The organism is Brevundimonas terrae, from assembly GCF_011761985.1.
Taxonomy (GTDB): Bacteria; Pseudomonadota; Alphaproteobacteria; order Caulobacterales; family Caulobacteraceae; genus Brevundimonas; species Brevundimonas terrae.
Map to the genome: position 1 here is coordinate 36,559 of NZ_JAASQT010000002.1, position 15,479 is coordinate 52,037.

General features: G+C 61.7%; 14 protein-coding genes and 1 riboswitch. Of the genes, 4 read left to right on the top strand and 10 right to left on the bottom strand.

Annotation, left to right across the window (positions count from 1 at the left end):
* Positions 1 to 8 precede the first annotated feature (8 nt).
* Positions 9 to 1,124, bottom strand: coding sequence for a glycine cleavage system aminomethyltransferase GcvT (gene gcvT, locus FHS64_RS04735; protein ID WP_167176379.1), 1,116 nt, complete (start codon positions 1,122 to 1,124; stop codon positions 9 to 11).
* 164 nt (positions 1,125 to 1,288) lie between these two features.
* Positions 1,289 to 1,388: riboswitch (glycine riboswitch) on the bottom strand.
* Between the two features lie 113 nt (positions 1,389 to 1,501).
* Here gcvT and FHS64_RS04740 point away from each other — a divergent pair.
* Positions 1,502 to 2,482, top strand: a complete 981-nt coding sequence (locus tag FHS64_RS04740; protein WP_167176381.1) for a class 1 fructose-bisphosphatase — start codon at positions 1,502 to 1,504, stop codon at positions 2,480 to 2,482.
* Positions 2,483 to 2,486: 4 nt separating this feature from the next.
* Positions 2,487 to 3,113, top strand: coding sequence for a bifunctional nicotinamidase/pyrazinamidase (gene pncA, locus FHS64_RS04745; protein WP_167176382.1), 627 nt, complete (start codon positions 2,487 to 2,489; stop codon positions 3,111 to 3,113).
* A 50-nt stretch (positions 3,114 to 3,163) separates the two neighbouring features.
* Here the strand turns inward: pncA and FHS64_RS04750 are convergent, their stop codons facing one another.
* The 3 genes from FHS64_RS04750 to FHS64_RS04760 form a co-directional block, all read right to left on the bottom strand.
* The gene (locus FHS64_RS04750; protein ID WP_208380641.1) at positions 3,164 to 3,637 is read right to left on the bottom strand and encodes a peptidase S1; all 474 of its coding nucleotides are present in this window, start codon (positions 3,635 to 3,637) and stop codon (positions 3,164 to 3,166) included.
* A gap of 135 nt (positions 3,638 to 3,772) precedes the next feature.
* On the bottom strand, positions 3,773 to 5,074 hold the full coding sequence (locus tag FHS64_RS04755; RefSeq protein ID WP_167176384.1) for a Y-family DNA polymerase: 1,302 nt from the start codon (positions 5,072 to 5,074) through the stop codon (positions 3,773 to 3,775).
* Positions 5,075 to 5,322: 248 nt separating this feature from the next.
* On the bottom strand, positions 5,323 to 6,363 hold the full coding sequence (locus tag FHS64_RS04760; protein ID WP_167176386.1) for an adenosine deaminase: 1,041 nt from the start codon (positions 6,361 to 6,363) through the stop codon (positions 5,323 to 5,325).
* A gap of 124 nt (positions 6,364 to 6,487) precedes the next feature.
* Between FHS64_RS04760 and FHS64_RS04765 the strand changes: the two genes are divergently transcribed.
* Entirely contained in the window at positions 6,488 to 6,658 is a 171-nt protein-coding gene (locus FHS64_RS04765; protein ID WP_167176388.1) for a hypothetical protein, read from the top strand.
* Positions 6,659 to 6,770: 112 nt separating this feature from the next.
* Here FHS64_RS04765 and argS read toward each other — a convergent pair whose 3' ends face one another.
* Entirely contained in the window at positions 6,771 to 8,573 is a 1,803-nt protein-coding gene (argS, locus tag FHS64_RS04770) for an arginine--tRNA ligase (protein ID WP_167176390.1), read from the bottom strand.
* Positions 8,574 to 8,577: 4 nt separating this feature from the next.
* Positions 8,578 to 9,213 carry a Tat pathway signal sequence domain protein gene (locus FHS64_RS04775; protein ID WP_167177661.1) on the bottom strand — a complete coding sequence of 212 codons (636 nt, stop codon included), beginning with the start codon at positions 9,211 to 9,213 and terminating at the stop codon, positions 8,578 to 8,580.
* Positions 9,214 to 9,470: 257 nt separating this feature from the next.
* Here FHS64_RS04775 and ispH point away from each other — a divergent pair, with 257 nt between their 5' ends.
* Entirely contained in the window at positions 9,471 to 10,415 is a 945-nt protein-coding gene (gene ispH / locus FHS64_RS04780; RefSeq protein ID WP_167177663.1) for a 4-hydroxy-3-methylbut-2-enyl diphosphate reductase, read from the top strand.
* Positions 10,416 to 10,530: 115 nt separating this feature from the next.
* Here ispH and FHS64_RS04785 read toward each other — a convergent pair whose 3' ends face one another.
* The 4 genes from FHS64_RS04785 to ileS form a co-directional block, all read right to left on the bottom strand.
* Positions 10,531 to 10,887, bottom strand: a complete 357-nt coding sequence (locus tag FHS64_RS04785; protein WP_167176392.1) for a hypothetical protein — start codon at positions 10,885 to 10,887, stop codon at positions 10,531 to 10,533.
* Between the two features lie 89 nt (positions 10,888 to 10,976).
* Positions 10,977 to 11,546, bottom strand: coding sequence for a DUF3035 domain-containing protein (locus FHS64_RS04790; protein WP_167176394.1), 570 nt, complete (start codon positions 11,544 to 11,546; stop codon positions 10,977 to 10,979).
* Positions 11,547 to 11,613: 67 nt separating this feature from the next.
* The gene (gene lspA, locus FHS64_RS04795; RefSeq protein WP_167176396.1) at positions 11,614 to 12,138 is read right to left on the bottom strand and encodes a signal peptidase II; all 525 of its coding nucleotides are present in this window, start codon (positions 12,136 to 12,138) and stop codon (positions 11,614 to 11,616) included.
* Positions 12,139 to 12,218: 80 nt separating this feature from the next.
* Positions 12,219 to 15,140 carry an isoleucine--tRNA ligase gene (ileS, locus tag FHS64_RS04800; protein ID WP_167176398.1) on the bottom strand — a complete coding sequence of 974 codons (2,922 nt, stop codon included), beginning with the start codon at positions 15,138 to 15,140 and terminating at the stop codon, positions 12,219 to 12,221.
* Positions 15,141 to 15,479 lie beyond the last annotated feature (339 nt).

A 15,479-nucleotide genomic window follows, 5' to 3' on the forward strand; every position in this document is an offset into this window, starting at 1 on the left:
GATCCCTCTCAAGCCTTGGGTTTGCGATAATAGCGGGTGGGCACGAACGGCGAGGCGACGACCGTAGCTGCCGAAGGGCGACCACGGACCAGCACCTGAAGCTCGGTCCCGATTTCGGTAAAGGCCGGCGGCACAAAGCCGATGGCGATCTTGTTGCCGGTCGAAGGCGAGGGGCCACCCGAGGTGACCACGCCGATGACATTGCCGTCCGCATCGGCGATCTCTGCGCCTTCACGGGCCGGAGCGCCTTCCTTGACGATCAGGTTGACGCGCTTGCGCGACGGGCCTTCAGCCAGTTCCTTCAGGATGCGCTCGGCACCCGGGAAATCGGCGGCTTCCTTGCGTGACTTGGAAATAGTGAAGGCCAGATCGGTTTCGACCGGCGACGTGGTGGCGTCCATGTCGTGACCGTGCAGCGGCAGACCGGCTTCCAGACGAAGGCTGTCGCGTGCGCCCAGACCGATCGGCTTGACGCGCTCGTCACCCAGAATGGTGTTCCAGATACGCTCGGCATCGGCGTTCGGCATCGAGATTTCAAAGCCGTCCTCGCCCGTATAGCCCGAGCGCGAAATGATGCAGTTGGTGCCGAAAATGTTCAGCCAGTTGACGTCCATAAAGGCCATCTCGGCGACAGCAGGCTCGAATGCCGACAGCACAGCCACGGCTTCCGGCCCTTGCAGCGCCAGCAGCGCGCGGTCTTCGAGGATTTCCAGCTTGGCATCGCCCGCCAGATTGGCGTTCAGATAGGCAAAGTCGGCGTCTTTGTTACCGGCATTGACGACGACATACAGACCGTCATGGTCGGGCTTGCCCGCCATCAGGTCATCCATGATGCCGCCATTGTCGTTCAGCAGGTGGGTGTATTTCTGCTTGTGGTCCTTGACGATCTTGTAGTCGCCGGGAACGAAACGCTCGAACTGCTCGATGGCGTCCTTGCCGGTGATCTTGGCCTGACCCATGTGCGAGACGTCGAACAGACCCGCATGTTCGCGCGTCCATTTGTGCTCGGCCAGCACGCCTTCATATTGCACAGGCATGTCATAGCCGCCGAAACCGACCATACGCGCTCCCAGCGCACGGTGGGCCGCGTTAAGCGGGGTGGTTTTCAGGATCTCGTCGCTCATAAGGCGCACTCCGGAGTCGCGTCATCACGGCAAAGGCCTTGCCGTCCGCGCCCCCGCTGTCCCTTAAGCCTGAGAGATTCCGATCAGCCCGGGGGACAGGCGACCTTGCTCCTTCGGCGCGCTTTCGGACCCCTCGTGACCCTTGAGCGACTTTCCAGCGTTTAGTAGCTTTCGCGGTCCTTTTGCCTGAGCGTTTCCGGGGCGGTTGCGCCTTCGGCTCCGAAAGACGGTTGCCCGTCTCCCGATCTCTCCCGCGAGAGCAAATGTCCTAAGCCATCGACTCCTGTTCGAAGTCAAGCGGCACCGGACTTGTCGGAACGGTTTTGAGGCGTCATTGAGAGCCTAATCTGTTTGCCGTTTGCGAGATGACCGCCAAAATGACCGATACCCGCATCGACCTTGCCACCCATCTTGACGGTGCCGCACTGCCGCAAGGCCTGTCCGAACTGCTGGCTCTGGTGGCCTCGGCGTGTGTGGATATCCGCAAAGTCGTGTCGGGCGGTGCGCTGGCCGGTGCCCTTGGCGCATCGGGCAGTGTGAACGTGCAGGACGAAGAGCAGAAAAAACTCGACGTCATCTCCAACGACATCCTGACCGATCAGCTTCTGGCATCCCCGCTGGTGGCCGGTGTGGCCTCCGAAGAAATGGACAATTGCCAGCCAGCCCCGCATTCGGGCGGCAAATTCTTGGTGCTGTTCGACCCGCTGGATGGTTCCAGCAATATCGACATCAATGCGCCCGTTGGCACCATCTTCTCGGTTCTGGCCGCCCCCGAGGGCGACATTACCGACGCGTCCTTCCTTCAGGATGGCCGCAAGCAACTGGCAGCGGGTTATGTGCTGTATGGCGGCCAGACCATGCTGGTGCTGACGACGGGTAACGGTGTGGCCGGTTTCACCTTGTCGCTGGACGGCCAGTGGTTGTTGACCCACCCCGACATCAAGATTTCCGCCGACACCAAAGAGTTCGCCATCAACATGTCGAACCAGCGCCATTGGGCGCAGGGCGTCCAGACCTATGTCGCCGGTTGTCTGCAAGGCGTCGAAGGCGGTCGCGGCAAGAATTTCAACATGCGCTGGGTCGCCGCCATGGTCGCCGACGTTCACCGCATCATGATGCGCGGCGGCGTGTTCCTGTATCCATGGGACAAGCGCGAGCCGAACAAGCCGGGCAAGCTGCGCCTGATGTACGAAGGCAACCCCATGTCCTTCCTCGTCGAGCAGGCCGGTGGCAAGTCCACCACCGACGGCCGCGCCGCCATCCTCGACGTCACCCCGACCGAGCTGCACCAGCGCGTCCCCGTCATCCTCGGCTCCGCCAACGAAATCGACATCATCGCCGATACTTGCGGGGTCTAAGCGAATGAACATCCCCGCCTTTGACGTTCTCGATACCGATGCCCTGATCGTCGTCGATCCGCAGAACGATTTCTGCGAAGGCGGGGCCTTAGCGGTATCGGGCGGGGCGGGGATCATGCCGTTGCTGAATGCGATCGCGGCCCGCTTCAAAACCGTGATCGTGTCTCAGGACTGGCATACGCCCGACCAGATCAGCTTTGCCTCAAACCACGAAGGTGCGGCCCCGTTCACCCAGATCGAGGTCGCCTACGGCCCGCAAATGCTGTGGCCTGACCACTGTGTGCAGGGCACGTCGGGCGCAGACTTCCACCCCGCTGTGGCCCCTGCCATCCAGCGGGCCGCGGCCATCATCCGCAAGGGCGCAAACCCTGCGGTGGACTCCTATTCCGCCTTTTTCGAGAACGACCACCAGACCTCGACGGGCCTGTCGGGCCTTCTGCGCGGCCTCGGCATCAAGCGCGTATTCATCTGCGGCCTCGCCTATGACTATTGCGTCCGCTACAGCGCCGAAGACGCCGTGCGCGAAGGCTTTGACGCCATCGTCATCGAAGACGCCTGCCGCGCCATCGCCCCTGAAACGGCGCAGGCCGCCCGCGACAGCTTTGCGGCACTGGGCGTCACCCGCCTCTGACACCTGTTTCGCTCCGGCGGGCGTGGACCAGCCGGAGCGGTATTCAGGGCTTAGTCGTCCAGTTCGGTGATGATGACCGTTGCCGGAACTGGCTCGTCCTCATAGGTGCCGACCCAGATTTCATAGACGCCTTCTTCCGGGTCCGTGAAGCTGATCATCGGGTTTTCGCCGCCGCCGCTGTCATCGTCGCAATACCAGCTACCGTCGGGGCCATTGATGACCAGGGTGGTGTCTTCCTTGGAGCTGACGCGAATATTCAGGGGCAGTTCGTCGGGGCTGTAGGTCAGGCGGATATCCGGTGCATTGGCGATCATGCCCACGCATTCGCCGCCCTGTGTGCGCTCTACGTTAATGTCTCCGCCTGCGGTCAACTGGATACGATAGGGGTCGGGTGTGAAACCGGCCTCCAGCGTCAGATTGGAAAAGGTCGGTTGTGCGCCGATTTCCTGCGCGAGGGCAGGGCTGGCCACCATGGTGGCAAGGACAGCGGCGCTGATAGCCGTGCGGATCATTCGAGACGACATTCTATTCCCGTTCATTAAGGCCCAACGCCTTGAGATAGGCCCATAAAAGCCATGTTCGATGAATGGGGATTGAACAAATAGGCTCCATGAAATGAGGACGTTATTTTCTAAAAACTGTTGAAGGGGCTCCGGCCTTCACTCCCAGAAATCCTCTTCGTCCGGAATGCGGTTAAAGGCGATCTTGGCCCCGATATAGGCAGGCAATCCGGCATTGGGACCGATGCTGATCGTGTCCTTGCCAAAGCGTTTGTTCAGTTCATCCATCGCCTGTGACAGCCGCAAGGATGGCGCATTGCCGTTCATATCCGGCCCGTCGCTGAACAGGTCGGCCTCGAACGCGGCCCGCGGTTTCAGGTTGAGGATATTGACCCCTACCGTATTGGGCCGCCCGCGTTTCAGGACCGGCGCGGCCTGACGCCACAAGCCGTCCAGCGCCGCCAAAAGGGCAAAGGTGTCCTGTGTCGGGTCCAGATGGCATTGCACCGCCACCCGCTCGCCGCGACGGCGCTCATAGCGGTCGGCACCCTCCATCTCGATGTGCAGGCCCAGCACGCCTCCGGTCACCCCCATGCGCCGCAACCGCGCCCCGCACTTGACCAGCAGACGACGGGCGACGGCGCGGGTTTTTTCCGGCGTTCGCATCTCGGCGGCCAGCACATGGCTGTGCCCGATAGAGGCCGGGGCCTGTTCGGGCGGCAGTTCGGTATGCAGACCATGCAGGCCGCGCCAGATACGCTCGCCCTCGACACTGTTCCAGACGGCGCGGGCCTGTTTGGGGCTCATGGCCCACAGTCCTTGCGTGTCGTGAATACCCGCCGCCGCCAGCCTCTGCTGCATCCGTCGCCCGATCCCCGGAAAGTCCGATACCGGCAGGTCCAGCAAGGGCGCGGGCAGTTCATGGAGGCGCAAAATAGTCAGGCCATCGGGCTTTTTCATCCCGCACGCCGTCTTGGCCAGAAAACGCGACGGAGCCAGCCCCACCGACGACCTCAGGCATTCCCCGACATTCTTCTTGATGCCGTCCTGAATACGCCGCGCCAGTGCCACGGCATTGGCCTCGATCCGCTCCGGTCCCTGAAGCTCGCACGAACATTCGTCAATCGAGCCGACCTTGAAGACCGGAATATGCAGATTGATCTCGGCCATGATCTGTTTGTGCAGCTTCACATACACATCCGGCCGCGCCTCGGCGACGATCAGGTCGGGGCATAGTTTGCGCGCCTCCGACACCCGCGTTCCGGTGCGGATACCGTATGGGCGACTTTCATAGCTGGCAGCAATTGCCCCCGAATATTCACTGGGGGCAGGGCGCACAATCACCGGCTTGCCCCGCCAGTCGGGGTTCATCTGCTGCTCGGCACTGGCAAAAAAGGCGTTCAGGTCAATGAACAGCCAGCGCAGTTGAGCCGGATCAGGATGGGGTAGCGGGGGTTCCATGTTAAGAACATAACAGGAACAAATGCGCGTGTGGAGTCACCCTTTCCGCCGTCACCCTCCGGCTTGACCGGAGGGTCCAGCGGCGCGCGTGAGCGCGAACCAAGGGCGGCGCGTAACAGCCAAAAGGTGGGCATTGCAGTTCAAGTAAGATCACCTTCGGTGCCGCTGGATCCCCCGATCAAGTCGGGGGATGACGAAGCTAGGTGGTAAAGAAAAAGCCCCGCCGTTTCGGGCGGGGCTTTCGCTAATCAGTTTGCCGCGACGTAGGCGTCGATCTCGGCCAGATATTGCGCCTTCTTCTCGTCCGGCAGGAAGCTGCCCTCGAACGAGTTACGCGCCATCTGGATGATCTGTTCGCGGGTCAGGCCCACGGCCTTGGCCAACTGGATATAGTTGTCGTTCACATAGCCGCCGAAATAGGACGGGTCGTCCGAGTTCAGGGTGACGTGCAGACCCTTGGCCAGCATGTTCGGGATCGGGTGATCCTTCAGGTCCTTGACCACGCACAGCTTCAGGTTCGACAGCGGGCAGACGGTCAGGGTCATCTGTTCCTTGGCCAGACGCGCCACCAGAGCCTCGTCCTCCATGGCACGGTTGCCGTGATCCATGCGGTCGATCTTCAGCAGGTCCAGCGCCTCATGCACATATTCCGGCGGGCCTTCCTCACCGGCATGGGCGCAGATTTTCAGTCCCAGCTCACGGCACGCCGCAAAGACGCGCTCGAACTTGGACGGCGGGTGGCCCATTTCGGAGCTGTCGAGGCCGACACCGATGAAACGGTCCAGATAGGGCTTGGCCATTTCCAGCGTCGCAAACGCGGCCTCTTCCGGCAGGTGGCGCAGGAAGCTGAGGATCAGACCCGAGGTCACACCCAGCTCGGCCTCGGCGCGGTTCATACCGGCAATGATGCCCTCGACGACCGTTTCAAACGCCACGCCGCGATCGGTGTGGGTCTGCGGGTCAAAGAAGATCTCGGCATGGCGCACATTATCGGCGGCGATGCGCTTGAAATAGGCAAAGGTCAGGTCTTCGAAATCGCGCGCGGTCAGCAGCACATTTGCGCCCGCATAATAGATGTCGAGGAAGTCCTGCAGGTTCGAGAAGTCGTAGGCGGCGCGCACGGCTTCAACGCTGTCGAAGGGGATGGCGACATTGTTGCGCTGGGCCAGTTCGAACATCAGTTCCGGCTCAAGCGAGCCTTCGATGTGCAGGTGAAGTTCGGCCTTGGGCAGCTTGGCCACAAAGGTTTCGATGTCGAATACGGAAGCGGAGGGGAGGCTATCAGTCATTACTGACTATACCCCAACCCCGCCGCGCAATCTATCGGCAGCGAAATCGTGAACGCCCTGTGCGGAACGCGGTGGAGGATGGCGGGTTAATTTATCGCTGGGATGGCAAAACACGGAGATGTCTATGGCACAGCCCGACCCGAACAAGCCGCAGCCCGATCTGCATCCGGGTATGCTTGGCGATGGCACCGAAGAGCAAAACCTGAACCAGCGCGGCCAACCCGAGGCACGCATCAACAAGGACGAGGTTCAGGATGCATTTGGCCAGAAACAGAAACAACCGCCGCAGAAATAGCGGCAATCCTTTTTCCTTTACGAGACTACGCAAACCCGTAAGGGCAAACAAAAAGGCCGGACGATAACCCAGCGTCCGGCCTTTCTTTGATTTGTGCGTCTAACCGATCCGCTTACATGCGTTCCGGCGTCTGGATACCCAGCAGGCGCAGCGCCGTTTCCAGTTGCATCATGCTTGCCGCCGACAGGGAAAGGCGCGAGCCACGGGTGGCTTCATGTCCTTGCGCCAGCACCGGACAGGCAGCGTAAAACTTCGAGAAGCTCTGCGCCACGCGATAGGCATGTTCGGCAATCAGGTGCGGCATGCGCTTGTCATAGGCATCCGACACGGCCGTGCTGAACGCATCCAGCGTCAGGGCCAGATCGCGCTCGGCCTGTTCGGCGATAACAATCTCGCCCGCTTCAGCACCCTGATCGGCGGCCTTACGCAGCAGGGATTTGATACGCACAGCCTGATACAGCAGGTAAGGGCCGGTCTTGCCCTCGAAGCTGGTAAAGCGGTCGAGATCAAACACATAGGACGTGGTGCGGGCGTTCGACAGGTCGGCGAATTTCAGGGCGGCGATGGCCACCTTGTGCGCGATCTCCTCGAACTCGGCTTCCGGCAGATCGTCACCCAGTTTCGCATCCTTCAGACGCTCGCGCGCCTTGTCGGTGGTCATGGTGATCAGGTCGTGCAGTTTCAAAACGCCGCCCGCGCGGGTCTTGAACGGCTTGCCGTCCGTGCCGTTCATGGTGCCAAAGCCCAGATGCTCCAGCGACTTTTCGGGCGCGTAACCGGCCAGATAGGCGGCGCGGAACACCTGTTCGAAATGCTCGGCCTGACGCTCGTCGACGACGTACAGGATCAGGTCCGGCGCAATCGACTTCTTGCGGTCCAGAATGGTGGCCAGATCGGTCGTGCCATACATGGCCGAACCTTCCGACGAGATGACCAGCAGCGGCGGCGGCGAGGGCACCTGCACAACCGAGCCGTCATCCAGCTTCTTCTTGCGGGTCTCGCCTTCGCGCGCGACGTGGACAACCTGTGCGCCCGCATCCGGCACCAGCAGGCTCTTGGCCTTCAGGTCGGCGATCATTTCTTCCATGACCGGATCGGCGTCGCTTTCGCCGTTCCAAAGGTCGAAGGTCACATCCAGAGCCGAGAATTCGCGCGTCAGAGCTGTACGGCTGACAGCCACGAAATGTTGCCACAGAGCGCGGTAACCGGCGCGGCCAGCTTGCAGTTCGGCGGTCGCCTTACGGGCGCGGTCGCGGAAAACAGGGTCTTCCTTGGCCTTACCGGCGGCCAGCGGATACAGGCGTTCCAGATCGGCCAGCGAGACGGGGCTTTCTGACGGGAAGGGACCATCACCCTCGACCATAAACGCATCTGCAATGCCTTCATCACCGCAGGCGGTAATCAGAAGGCCCATCTGGAAACCCCAGTCTCCAAAGTGGGCATCGCCGATCACGTCGTCGCCACGGAAGCGGAAGATGCGCTTCAGGCTTTCACCGATGATGGACGAACGCAGGTGGCCGACGTGCATCGGCTTGGCCACGTTCGGGCCGCCATAATCGATCACGACCTTGCGGGCATCGGCCACCGCAGCGGCACCGGCCTTGTCGGCATCGGTCGCCACTTCACCGGCGCGTTGCGACAGGGCGGCATCCGACAGCTTCATATTGATGAAGCCGGGACCGGCGATCTCGACAGCGGACAGGGCCGGATGGCCTTCCAGATGCGCGGCGACCTTGGCGGCCAGTTCGCGCGGATTGGCCTTCAACGCCTTGGCAGCGGCCAGCGCGCCATTGGACTGGAAGTCGGCCAGATCGGGACGGTCCGACGGGGTAACGCGGGCCAGAGCGGCGTCCACGCCTTCGGCAGCGAAGGCGGTGGCGACCGCTTCGCTGAGTACAGTTTTGAGGTCGGTCATATTCTTAGTTCGTTTGGCCAGCTTGAGGGCGGAAGCGGCTGCCCGAGCGGTTGAATTCAGCTTGTTCAGGCGAGATTTCGAAACCGATCAGGATTTCGAAATTGCCGCCCGAAGTGGTGGCTTCGGCACGTGGAATGACGATGGTGTGGGCGGGTTCTGCCGTGGTGCGTTCCGCACCGTTGAAGTTCACCGGCAGGTCGAAATATTCTTTTTCCAGCACAGCCGAGTTGCGCTCGGTCACGGCCACCCAATAGCGATAGGTCTTGCCGTCACCCGTTGCTGCCGGACCCTTGCCCAGCGAGAACAGCAGGTTGAAATCGACGCGGATCGGATCATTGTCGCGGTACGAGCAGTCCGAGCTGACGCCTTCGATCTCGCCGGTATAGCCAACGCCATTGGTGGACGGGCGGCTAAAGTCGCTCAGTTCCACATAGCGGGCGGCATCATACAGAATCTTGACGTACGGGCACGGACCGGCATTGGCGCGGCGTGACAGCGGCGCAAAGCGCATCGGGCGAGGCTTGGCCGCATCGGCCTGTTGTCCCTGGCCCTGGCTTGGTCGTTGTTGTGCAACGGCAGTGGTGGGCATCATCGACGCCGTAATGGCGGCAGCAGCAAGGGCGGTCAGGACGCGACGCATCTGGATCTTTCCGGCAATCGAAAGGGCAGGTGGGACAGGCACAAGTCTATCGGTGATAGTCTTGTTCCGGCGAACCACGCTGTCCGGTGATAGCGGCTAAAGCAAGACGCCGCAAACAGGCAATGCGCCAAGTGCACCATAATCGAAGCCGTAACATGCGCTTTGCGCGGATAGACGCTTCGTCCTAGTGGCGAAGTGCGGCGCAAACCATTAGGTTCACAGCCATGATTTCTCCTGTGTCCGCCGATCCGCACGCCATGTCCAAGCGCCCCCTGACCATCCGTATGGCAACGCCGCGCGGCTTTTGCGCCGGTGTGGACCGCGCCATCCAGATCGTAGAGCGGGCCATCGAGAAATATGGCGCGCCTGTCTATGTGCGCCACGAGATTGTGCATAACCGCCATGTGGTCGAACGCCTGAAGGCGCTGGGTGCGGTGTTTGTGAAAGAACTGGATGAATGCCCCGACGACCGTCCGGTGGTGTTTTCGGCGCACGGCGTGCCCAAGTCGGTACCGGCGACGGCCAAGTCCCGCCAGATGCTCTATCTGGATGCCACCTGTCCGCTGGTGTCCAAGGTCCATGTCGAGGCCGAGCGCAATTTCAAGAACAACCGCCACATCATCCTGATCGGCCATGCGGGCCACCCCGAGGTCGTCGGCACGATGGGCCAACTGCCCGAAGGGGCAATCTCGCTGGTGGAAACCGTCGAGGATGCCGAAAAGTTCGAGCGTCCGGGCGATGCGCTTTTGGCCTATGCCACGCAAACTACCCTTTCGGTCGATGACACCTCGCAGATTCTGGCGGTTCTAAAGCGCCGCTTCCCCGAGCTTCCCGATCCGCACAAGGAAGACATCTGCTACGCCACCACCAACCGTCAGGAAGCCGTGAAAAAGCTGGGCGACGGCTGTGATCTGGTGCTGGTGGTCGGCTCCAAGAACTCGTCCAACTCGGCCCGTCTGGTCGATGTGGCCCTGACCGCAGGGGCCAAGGCCGCCCGTCTGGTCGATGATGCCAGCGATGTGGACTGGAGCTGGTTCGACGGCGTGAACACGCTGGGCATCACCGCTGGTGCCTCCGCGCCCGAGCCGCTGGTCGAAGGCCTGATCGAGGCGGTACGCCAGCGTTTCGACGTTACCCTGACCGAAGACGACGGCGCCCGCGAAACCATCACCTTCAAACTGCCCCGCCTCTTGCAGGAGTAAGCGGCCCCACTACCTCCGTCATCCTCCGGCTTGACCGGAGGATCCAGCGGCGCGCGTGAGCGCGACCCGAAGGGCGGCGCGTAGCAGCCAAAAGGCGGGCGCAGCGGCCGCCGATTCAGCTCAAGCTGAACTGGCTCCAGCTTTCGGTGTCGTGGTCATACAGGGCAGCGGTTTCACCGCGCATCTCGATGATGAAATGGGTGCCGCTCAGGTGGTCATAGCCGGTATAGGGACTGCGCTCGCCACCGAGGTGGATATAGTTCTTGCGGGCATGGTCATAGATGTCGGGCAGGTCGCCTGACAGCTTGGCATTGCGCGAGATATCCACGCCGCTGATGGTCTTGCCGTCCAGACTGACCGAGATGTTCAGGTGCTCGGCCTTGTCATAGTCATAGACACTGGTGACGTTGCGGCCCAGCGAATGGCACAGGGCAAGGGCGGCAATAGAGGCGCGTACGTCGCGTGGAATCATGGCTGGCTCCGGTAAAGATCGGGCGAGATTACAAAAAAGGCGCAGCTTGTCTAAAGCTGCGCCTTTGATTTTGTGTGCCTATGCGGGGTTTACAGGCCCGGCAGCTTGAAGCGGCGGGTGTCCTGACGCGGGGCGATGGTGATGCCTTCGCGACCGCCGGTCAGGGCCTGCATACGGGCGTGTTCGCTGTTGGCGTCCACGGTGCGCGCGCCGTCCGAACCCATCAGGTTGGTGGCGGCTTGGGTTGCCGGATCATTCTTGCGCCAGAACATCAGGCGGTTGGCCCAACCTTCTTCCTTGTGCGCCAGATCGCCGAACTCGTCGTCAACCACATAGCGGGCCAGCGGGTCTGCGCGCTCGCCACCGGCTTGAGCGACCAGAACCTGTTCACCCGGCGTACGGGTTACGGCTTGGCGTTGGCCCAGCAGGATTTGGCGGGCGGCCGATTCGGGGGCCAGTTCTTGCGGACGCGGTGCGCCCAGCGACGGCGGGGTCAGGCCGTATTCCGGCGGCACCACCAGCGGGGCCGAGGACACGGTCAGGAATTCGTCCGGTGTCACCTTGGTCAGGCCGATGCCCTGTTTGATGGAGCCACAGGCTCCAAGGCTCAGCATCGCGGCGGTGGCGACGGACAGGGTGAGGACAGTACGAATGCGCATATTCAGGCTCGGCTCCGGTCGGCTGCCTAGGCTCGGGCAACTCGGGTCGAATAAGGAAGAGATGAGATTACGACTTTTCAACGGCGACGCCAACCTTGGAACGACGTTCCGAGAGGAAGGAATCGAGGATCAGTAGCGCAATACCAATGGTGATGCCGCTATCGGCGATGTTGAAAATCCACGGAAACAGGCCTGTGCCCGAGAAATCGAGGAAGTCCACCACGCCGCCGAAACGCACACGGTCGATGACATTGCCGATGGCCCCGCCGATCACCAGACCGATGGCCGCCGCCAGCAGGCAACGGTTGGCCCTATAGGCCCAGACCGACAGCGCCACCGCCATACCGATCGAGAAGATGCTCAGGATCCAGCGGGCTTCGCCGCCTCCGAACATGCCAAAGCTGACACCGGTATTCAGGACAAAGGTCAGGTTGAAGACGGGCGGCAGGACATCGGCGATGCGAAAGCCGTCCAGCAGGGGCGAAGGCTCTGCGGGCATGGCCGACAACACCATGGCCTTGGTGATCTGGTCTGCAATGATAACGACGAGGGCCAATGCATAGGCGCCCAGCGCAAGACGGGAAAGTTTCATAGCCTTCGCCTAACAGGAAGGGATAGGACTCGGGAAGCTGAAAAAACGCCCCACCGTTTCCGATGGGGCGTTTTCCTTCATTAGGCCTTCAAGCTGTCCAGATATCGTACCGTATCGGCATCGCGCGCCGACAGGTCCGGATAGTCTGCATCCGAGCCGACATCCGGCACCTTGCGCCACGAACGGGCGCATTTCGGATAGTCGGCGATCTTGACCACAGCGGTGATCGTCTCGCCCGCCACCAGTTCGGCACCCGAGGTACGGAACACCTCGGCGGCATCCAGACCTTCATAGGCGGCCAGCAGATCGGCGGGTGCCGTCACGGTCGGCCATGCGTCCAGCGCACCACCGATGACCTTCTCGCGACGTGCACCTTCGAGGGCCTCGTTGACCACTTCCATGACCTGCTGGACCTTGGCCCAGCGTGCGGCCTCGGCGGCATTTTCCCACTCGGCGGGTGCCGACGGCAGGATACGGGCCGAGTTGGCACCGGCTTCAGCTTCTGGGAAGCGCGACGACCATGCCTCGTCCATGGTGAACGGGGTGATGGGGCTGAGCCATGCGGTCAGGCGGTTGAATACCTCGTCCATGACGGTGCGCACGGCGCGACGCTTGATGCTGTCGGGACGGTCGCAATACAGGCTGTCCTTGCGGACGTCGAAATACAGCGACGACAGGTCGCCGGTGCAGAACTCCATCACCGGACGCACCACGTCCTGGAAGCGGTATTCCTCGAAGGCGGTCTTTACCTGTGCGTCCAGTTCCCACAGGCGGTGCAGGATGAACTGCTCCAGCGGCGGCATGTCGGCATAGGCCACGCGCTCGGCCTCGTCGAAGCCGTTCAGCGCACCCAGCAGGTAACGCACGGTGTTGCGCAGCTTGCGATAGGCATCGACCGTGGTTTGCAGGATCTGCTTACCGATGCGCTGGTCTTCGGAATAGTCGACCAGCGACACCCACAGACGCAGGATATCGGCACCCGATTCCTTGATGACGGTCGCAGGGTCAATCGTATTGCCCTTCGACTTCGACATCTTCTCGCCCTTCTCGTCGAGCGTGAAGCCGTGGGTCAGAACCTCGTTAAACGGGGCGCGACCACGCGAGCCACAGCCTTCCAGCAGCGACGACTGGAACCAGCCACGGTGCTGGTCCGAACCTTCGAGATAAAGGTTGGCGGGCCAGTGCGACGGGCGATCACCCTTATAGCCGTGGGCCGGATCACGGGCTTCCAGCGTAAAGGCATGGGTCGAGCCACTGTCGAACCAGACATCGAGAATGTCGGTGATCTTCTCGAACTGGGCCGGATTGTGATTGCCGAGGAAGTCTTCGTCAGGAGCCGTGAACCACACGTCCGCGCCGCCCTGGGCGACAGCGGCGACGATGCGGGCATCGACTTCGGGATCATTCAGCGGCTGGCCGGTGGTCTTGTCCACGAACATGGCCAGCGGAGTGCCCCATGCGCGCTGACGGCTGATCAGCCAGTCCGGACGGCCCTCGACCATGGCGCGGATACGGTTGCGACCGCCCGCCGGATAGAAGGCAGTGTTGTCGATGGCGGTCAGGGCGCGTTCGCGCAGGGTGTCGCCGTCGGCCAACTCCTCATCCATACGGATGAACCATTGCGGCGTGTTGCGGAAGATGATCGGCGCTTTCGAGCGCCACGAATGCGGGTACGAATGCTCGACGCGGCCACGCGCCAGCAGGTTGCCCGCCTCGATCAGCTTGTCCATCACCGCGCCATTGGCAGGGCCGAACTTGCCGGTCTTCTTGCCTTCGGTTTCTAGCACCTTGAGGCCCGCAAACAGCGGAACGTGCGGATAATAGGCACCGTCCGGATCAACCGTTTCGGGCACTTCGCGATGACCGTGCGACAGCCAGACGGCATAGTCGTCCGCGCCGTGGCCGGGGGCCGTATGCACAAAGCCGGTACCGGCATCGTCGGTGACGTGGTCACCCGACAGCAGCGGCACGGCAAAGCCGTAACCCGTATCCATGGCGGCCAGCGGGTGCGCACATTCCAGACCCGACGGATCGATGTCGTAGATGCGCGTAAAGGTGGCCACCTTGCCGGCCTTCAGCACATCTTCGGCCAGTTTGTCGGCGATGATGAAACGATCACCGGCCTTGGCCCACGGCTCGAACTCAAGGCCTTCTTCCATGGCCGTGACTTCGTACAGACCGTACTTGATCTCGGGGCCATAGGAGATGGCGCGGTTGGCCGGGATGGTCCACGGGGTCGTGGTCCAGATGACGATGGACGGGGTCTTGTTGCGGAAGGCCAGCAAGTCGTCCGGATGGCTGTCCGACATGCCGGTGACGGGGAATTTGACCCAGACCGTCGGCGAGACGTGGTCGTGATACTCGACCTCGGCATCGGCCAGCGCGGTACGCTCGACCGGCGACCACATCACCGGCTTGGAGCCACGATAAAGCTGGCCCGAGTTTTTAAAGCGGTGGAACTCGGCAACGATGGCCGATTCCGAGCTGAAATCCATCGTGGCATAGCGGTGGGCAAAATCACCGGTGATGCCAAGGCGCAGGAACTGGTCGCGCTGCAGGTCGATGAACTTGCCCGCATATTCGCGGCACGCGGTGCGGAACTCGTCCTTGGACACCTCGTCCTTGCGACGGCCCTTCTTGCGGTATTCCTCCTCGATCTTCCATTCGATCGGCAGGCCGTGGCAGTCCCAGCCCGGAACATAATCGACGTCATGGCCCATCAGGAAACGCGAGCGGACGACAAAGTCCTTCAGCGTCTTGTTCAGGGCGTGACCGATATGGATGTCGCCATTGGCATAGGGCGGGCCATCGTGCAGCACATAGAGCGGCGCACCGGCGGCCTGACGCTTGGCGCGCAGGGTCGAATACAGATCACCCCATTTTTCGAGGATTTCCGGCTCTTTTTTCGGCAAGCCGCCACGCATCGGAAAATCGGTTTCCGGCAGGAAGACGGTATCGCGATAATCGCGAGCTTCGGTAGCGGTGTTGTCGGCGTCGGACATGGTCAGTCTTTTTCGTCTAAGCGCACGGCACCCTGATGAACGGGTGCGAAAATTTGCGGCAGTCTAGCGTGAAGTGATGAAGGGCCAAAGGCGTTAAGCAAAGGCACAGGTCATCAGGGCGTTTTGGATATCGATCCCGACGCGCGCGGAGCGGTTCGCCCCAGTCTCCAAACTCGGGTTTGGAGCGCTACGCCGGGCGGCTAATCGAAATCGTGCGGATCACGCAAAAGGTCATACACAGCGCTTTAGCAGACGCCGGTGCGACCAGACCAGACCCATTGGGCCACTTCTTGTCGCTGTTTTTACGCAGCGTTGCCATTCGGCCATCCGGCACCAATA

Excerpts from the sequence above, each read along its gene's own strand:
- FHS64_RS04775 (WP_167177661.1), bottom strand. The coding sequence starts at position 9,213 with ATGCGTCGCGTCCTGACCGCCCTTGCTGCTGCCGCCATTACGGCGTCG.
- FHS64_RS04765 (WP_167176388.1), top strand. The coding sequence starts at position 6,488 with ATGGCACAGCCCGACCCGAACAAGCCGCAGCCCGATCTGCATCCGGGT.
- ispH (WP_167177663.1), top strand. The coding sequence starts at position 9,471 with ATGTCCAAGCGCCCCCTGACCATCCGTATGGCAACGCCGCGCGGCTTT.
- lspA (WP_167176396.1), bottom strand. The coding sequence starts at position 12,138 with ATGAAACTTTCCCGTCTTGCGCTGGGCGCCTATGCATTGGCCCTCGTC.
- FHS64_RS04785 (WP_167176392.1), bottom strand. The coding sequence starts at position 10,887 with ATGATTCCACGCGACGTACGCGCCTCTATTGCCGCCCTTGCCCTGTGC.
- FHS64_RS04740 (WP_167176381.1), top strand. The coding sequence starts at position 1,502 with ATGACCGATACCCGCATCGACCTTGCCACCCATCTTGACGGTGCCGCA.
- gcvT (WP_167176379.1), bottom strand. The coding sequence starts at position 1,124 with ATGAGCGACGAGATCCTGAAAACCACCCCGCTTAACGCGGCCCACCGT.
- FHS64_RS04760 (WP_167176386.1), bottom strand. The coding sequence starts at position 6,363 with ATGACTGATAGCCTCCCCTCCGCTTCCGTATTCGACATCGAAACCTTT.
- FHS64_RS04755 (WP_167176384.1), bottom strand. The coding sequence starts at position 5,074 with ATGGAACCCCCGCTACCCCATCCTGATCCGGCTCAACTGCGCTGGCTG.
- ileS (WP_167176398.1), bottom strand. The coding sequence starts at position 15,140 with ATGTCCGACGCCGACAACACCGCTACCGAAGCTCGCGATTATCGCGAT.
- FHS64_RS04750 (WP_208380641.1), bottom strand. The coding sequence starts at position 3,637 with ATGTCGTCTCGAATGATCCGCACGGCTATCAGCGCCGCTGTCCTTGCC.
- argS (WP_167176390.1), bottom strand. The coding sequence starts at position 8,573 with ATGACCGACCTCAAAACTGTACTCAGCGAAGCGGTCGCCACCGCCTTC.
- FHS64_RS04790 (WP_167176394.1), bottom strand. The coding sequence starts at position 11,546 with ATGCGCATTCGTACTGTCCTCACCCTGTCCGTCGCCACCGCCGCGATG.
- pncA (WP_167176382.1), top strand. The coding sequence starts at position 2,487 with ATGAACATCCCCGCCTTTGACGTTCTCGATACCGATGCCCTGATCGTC.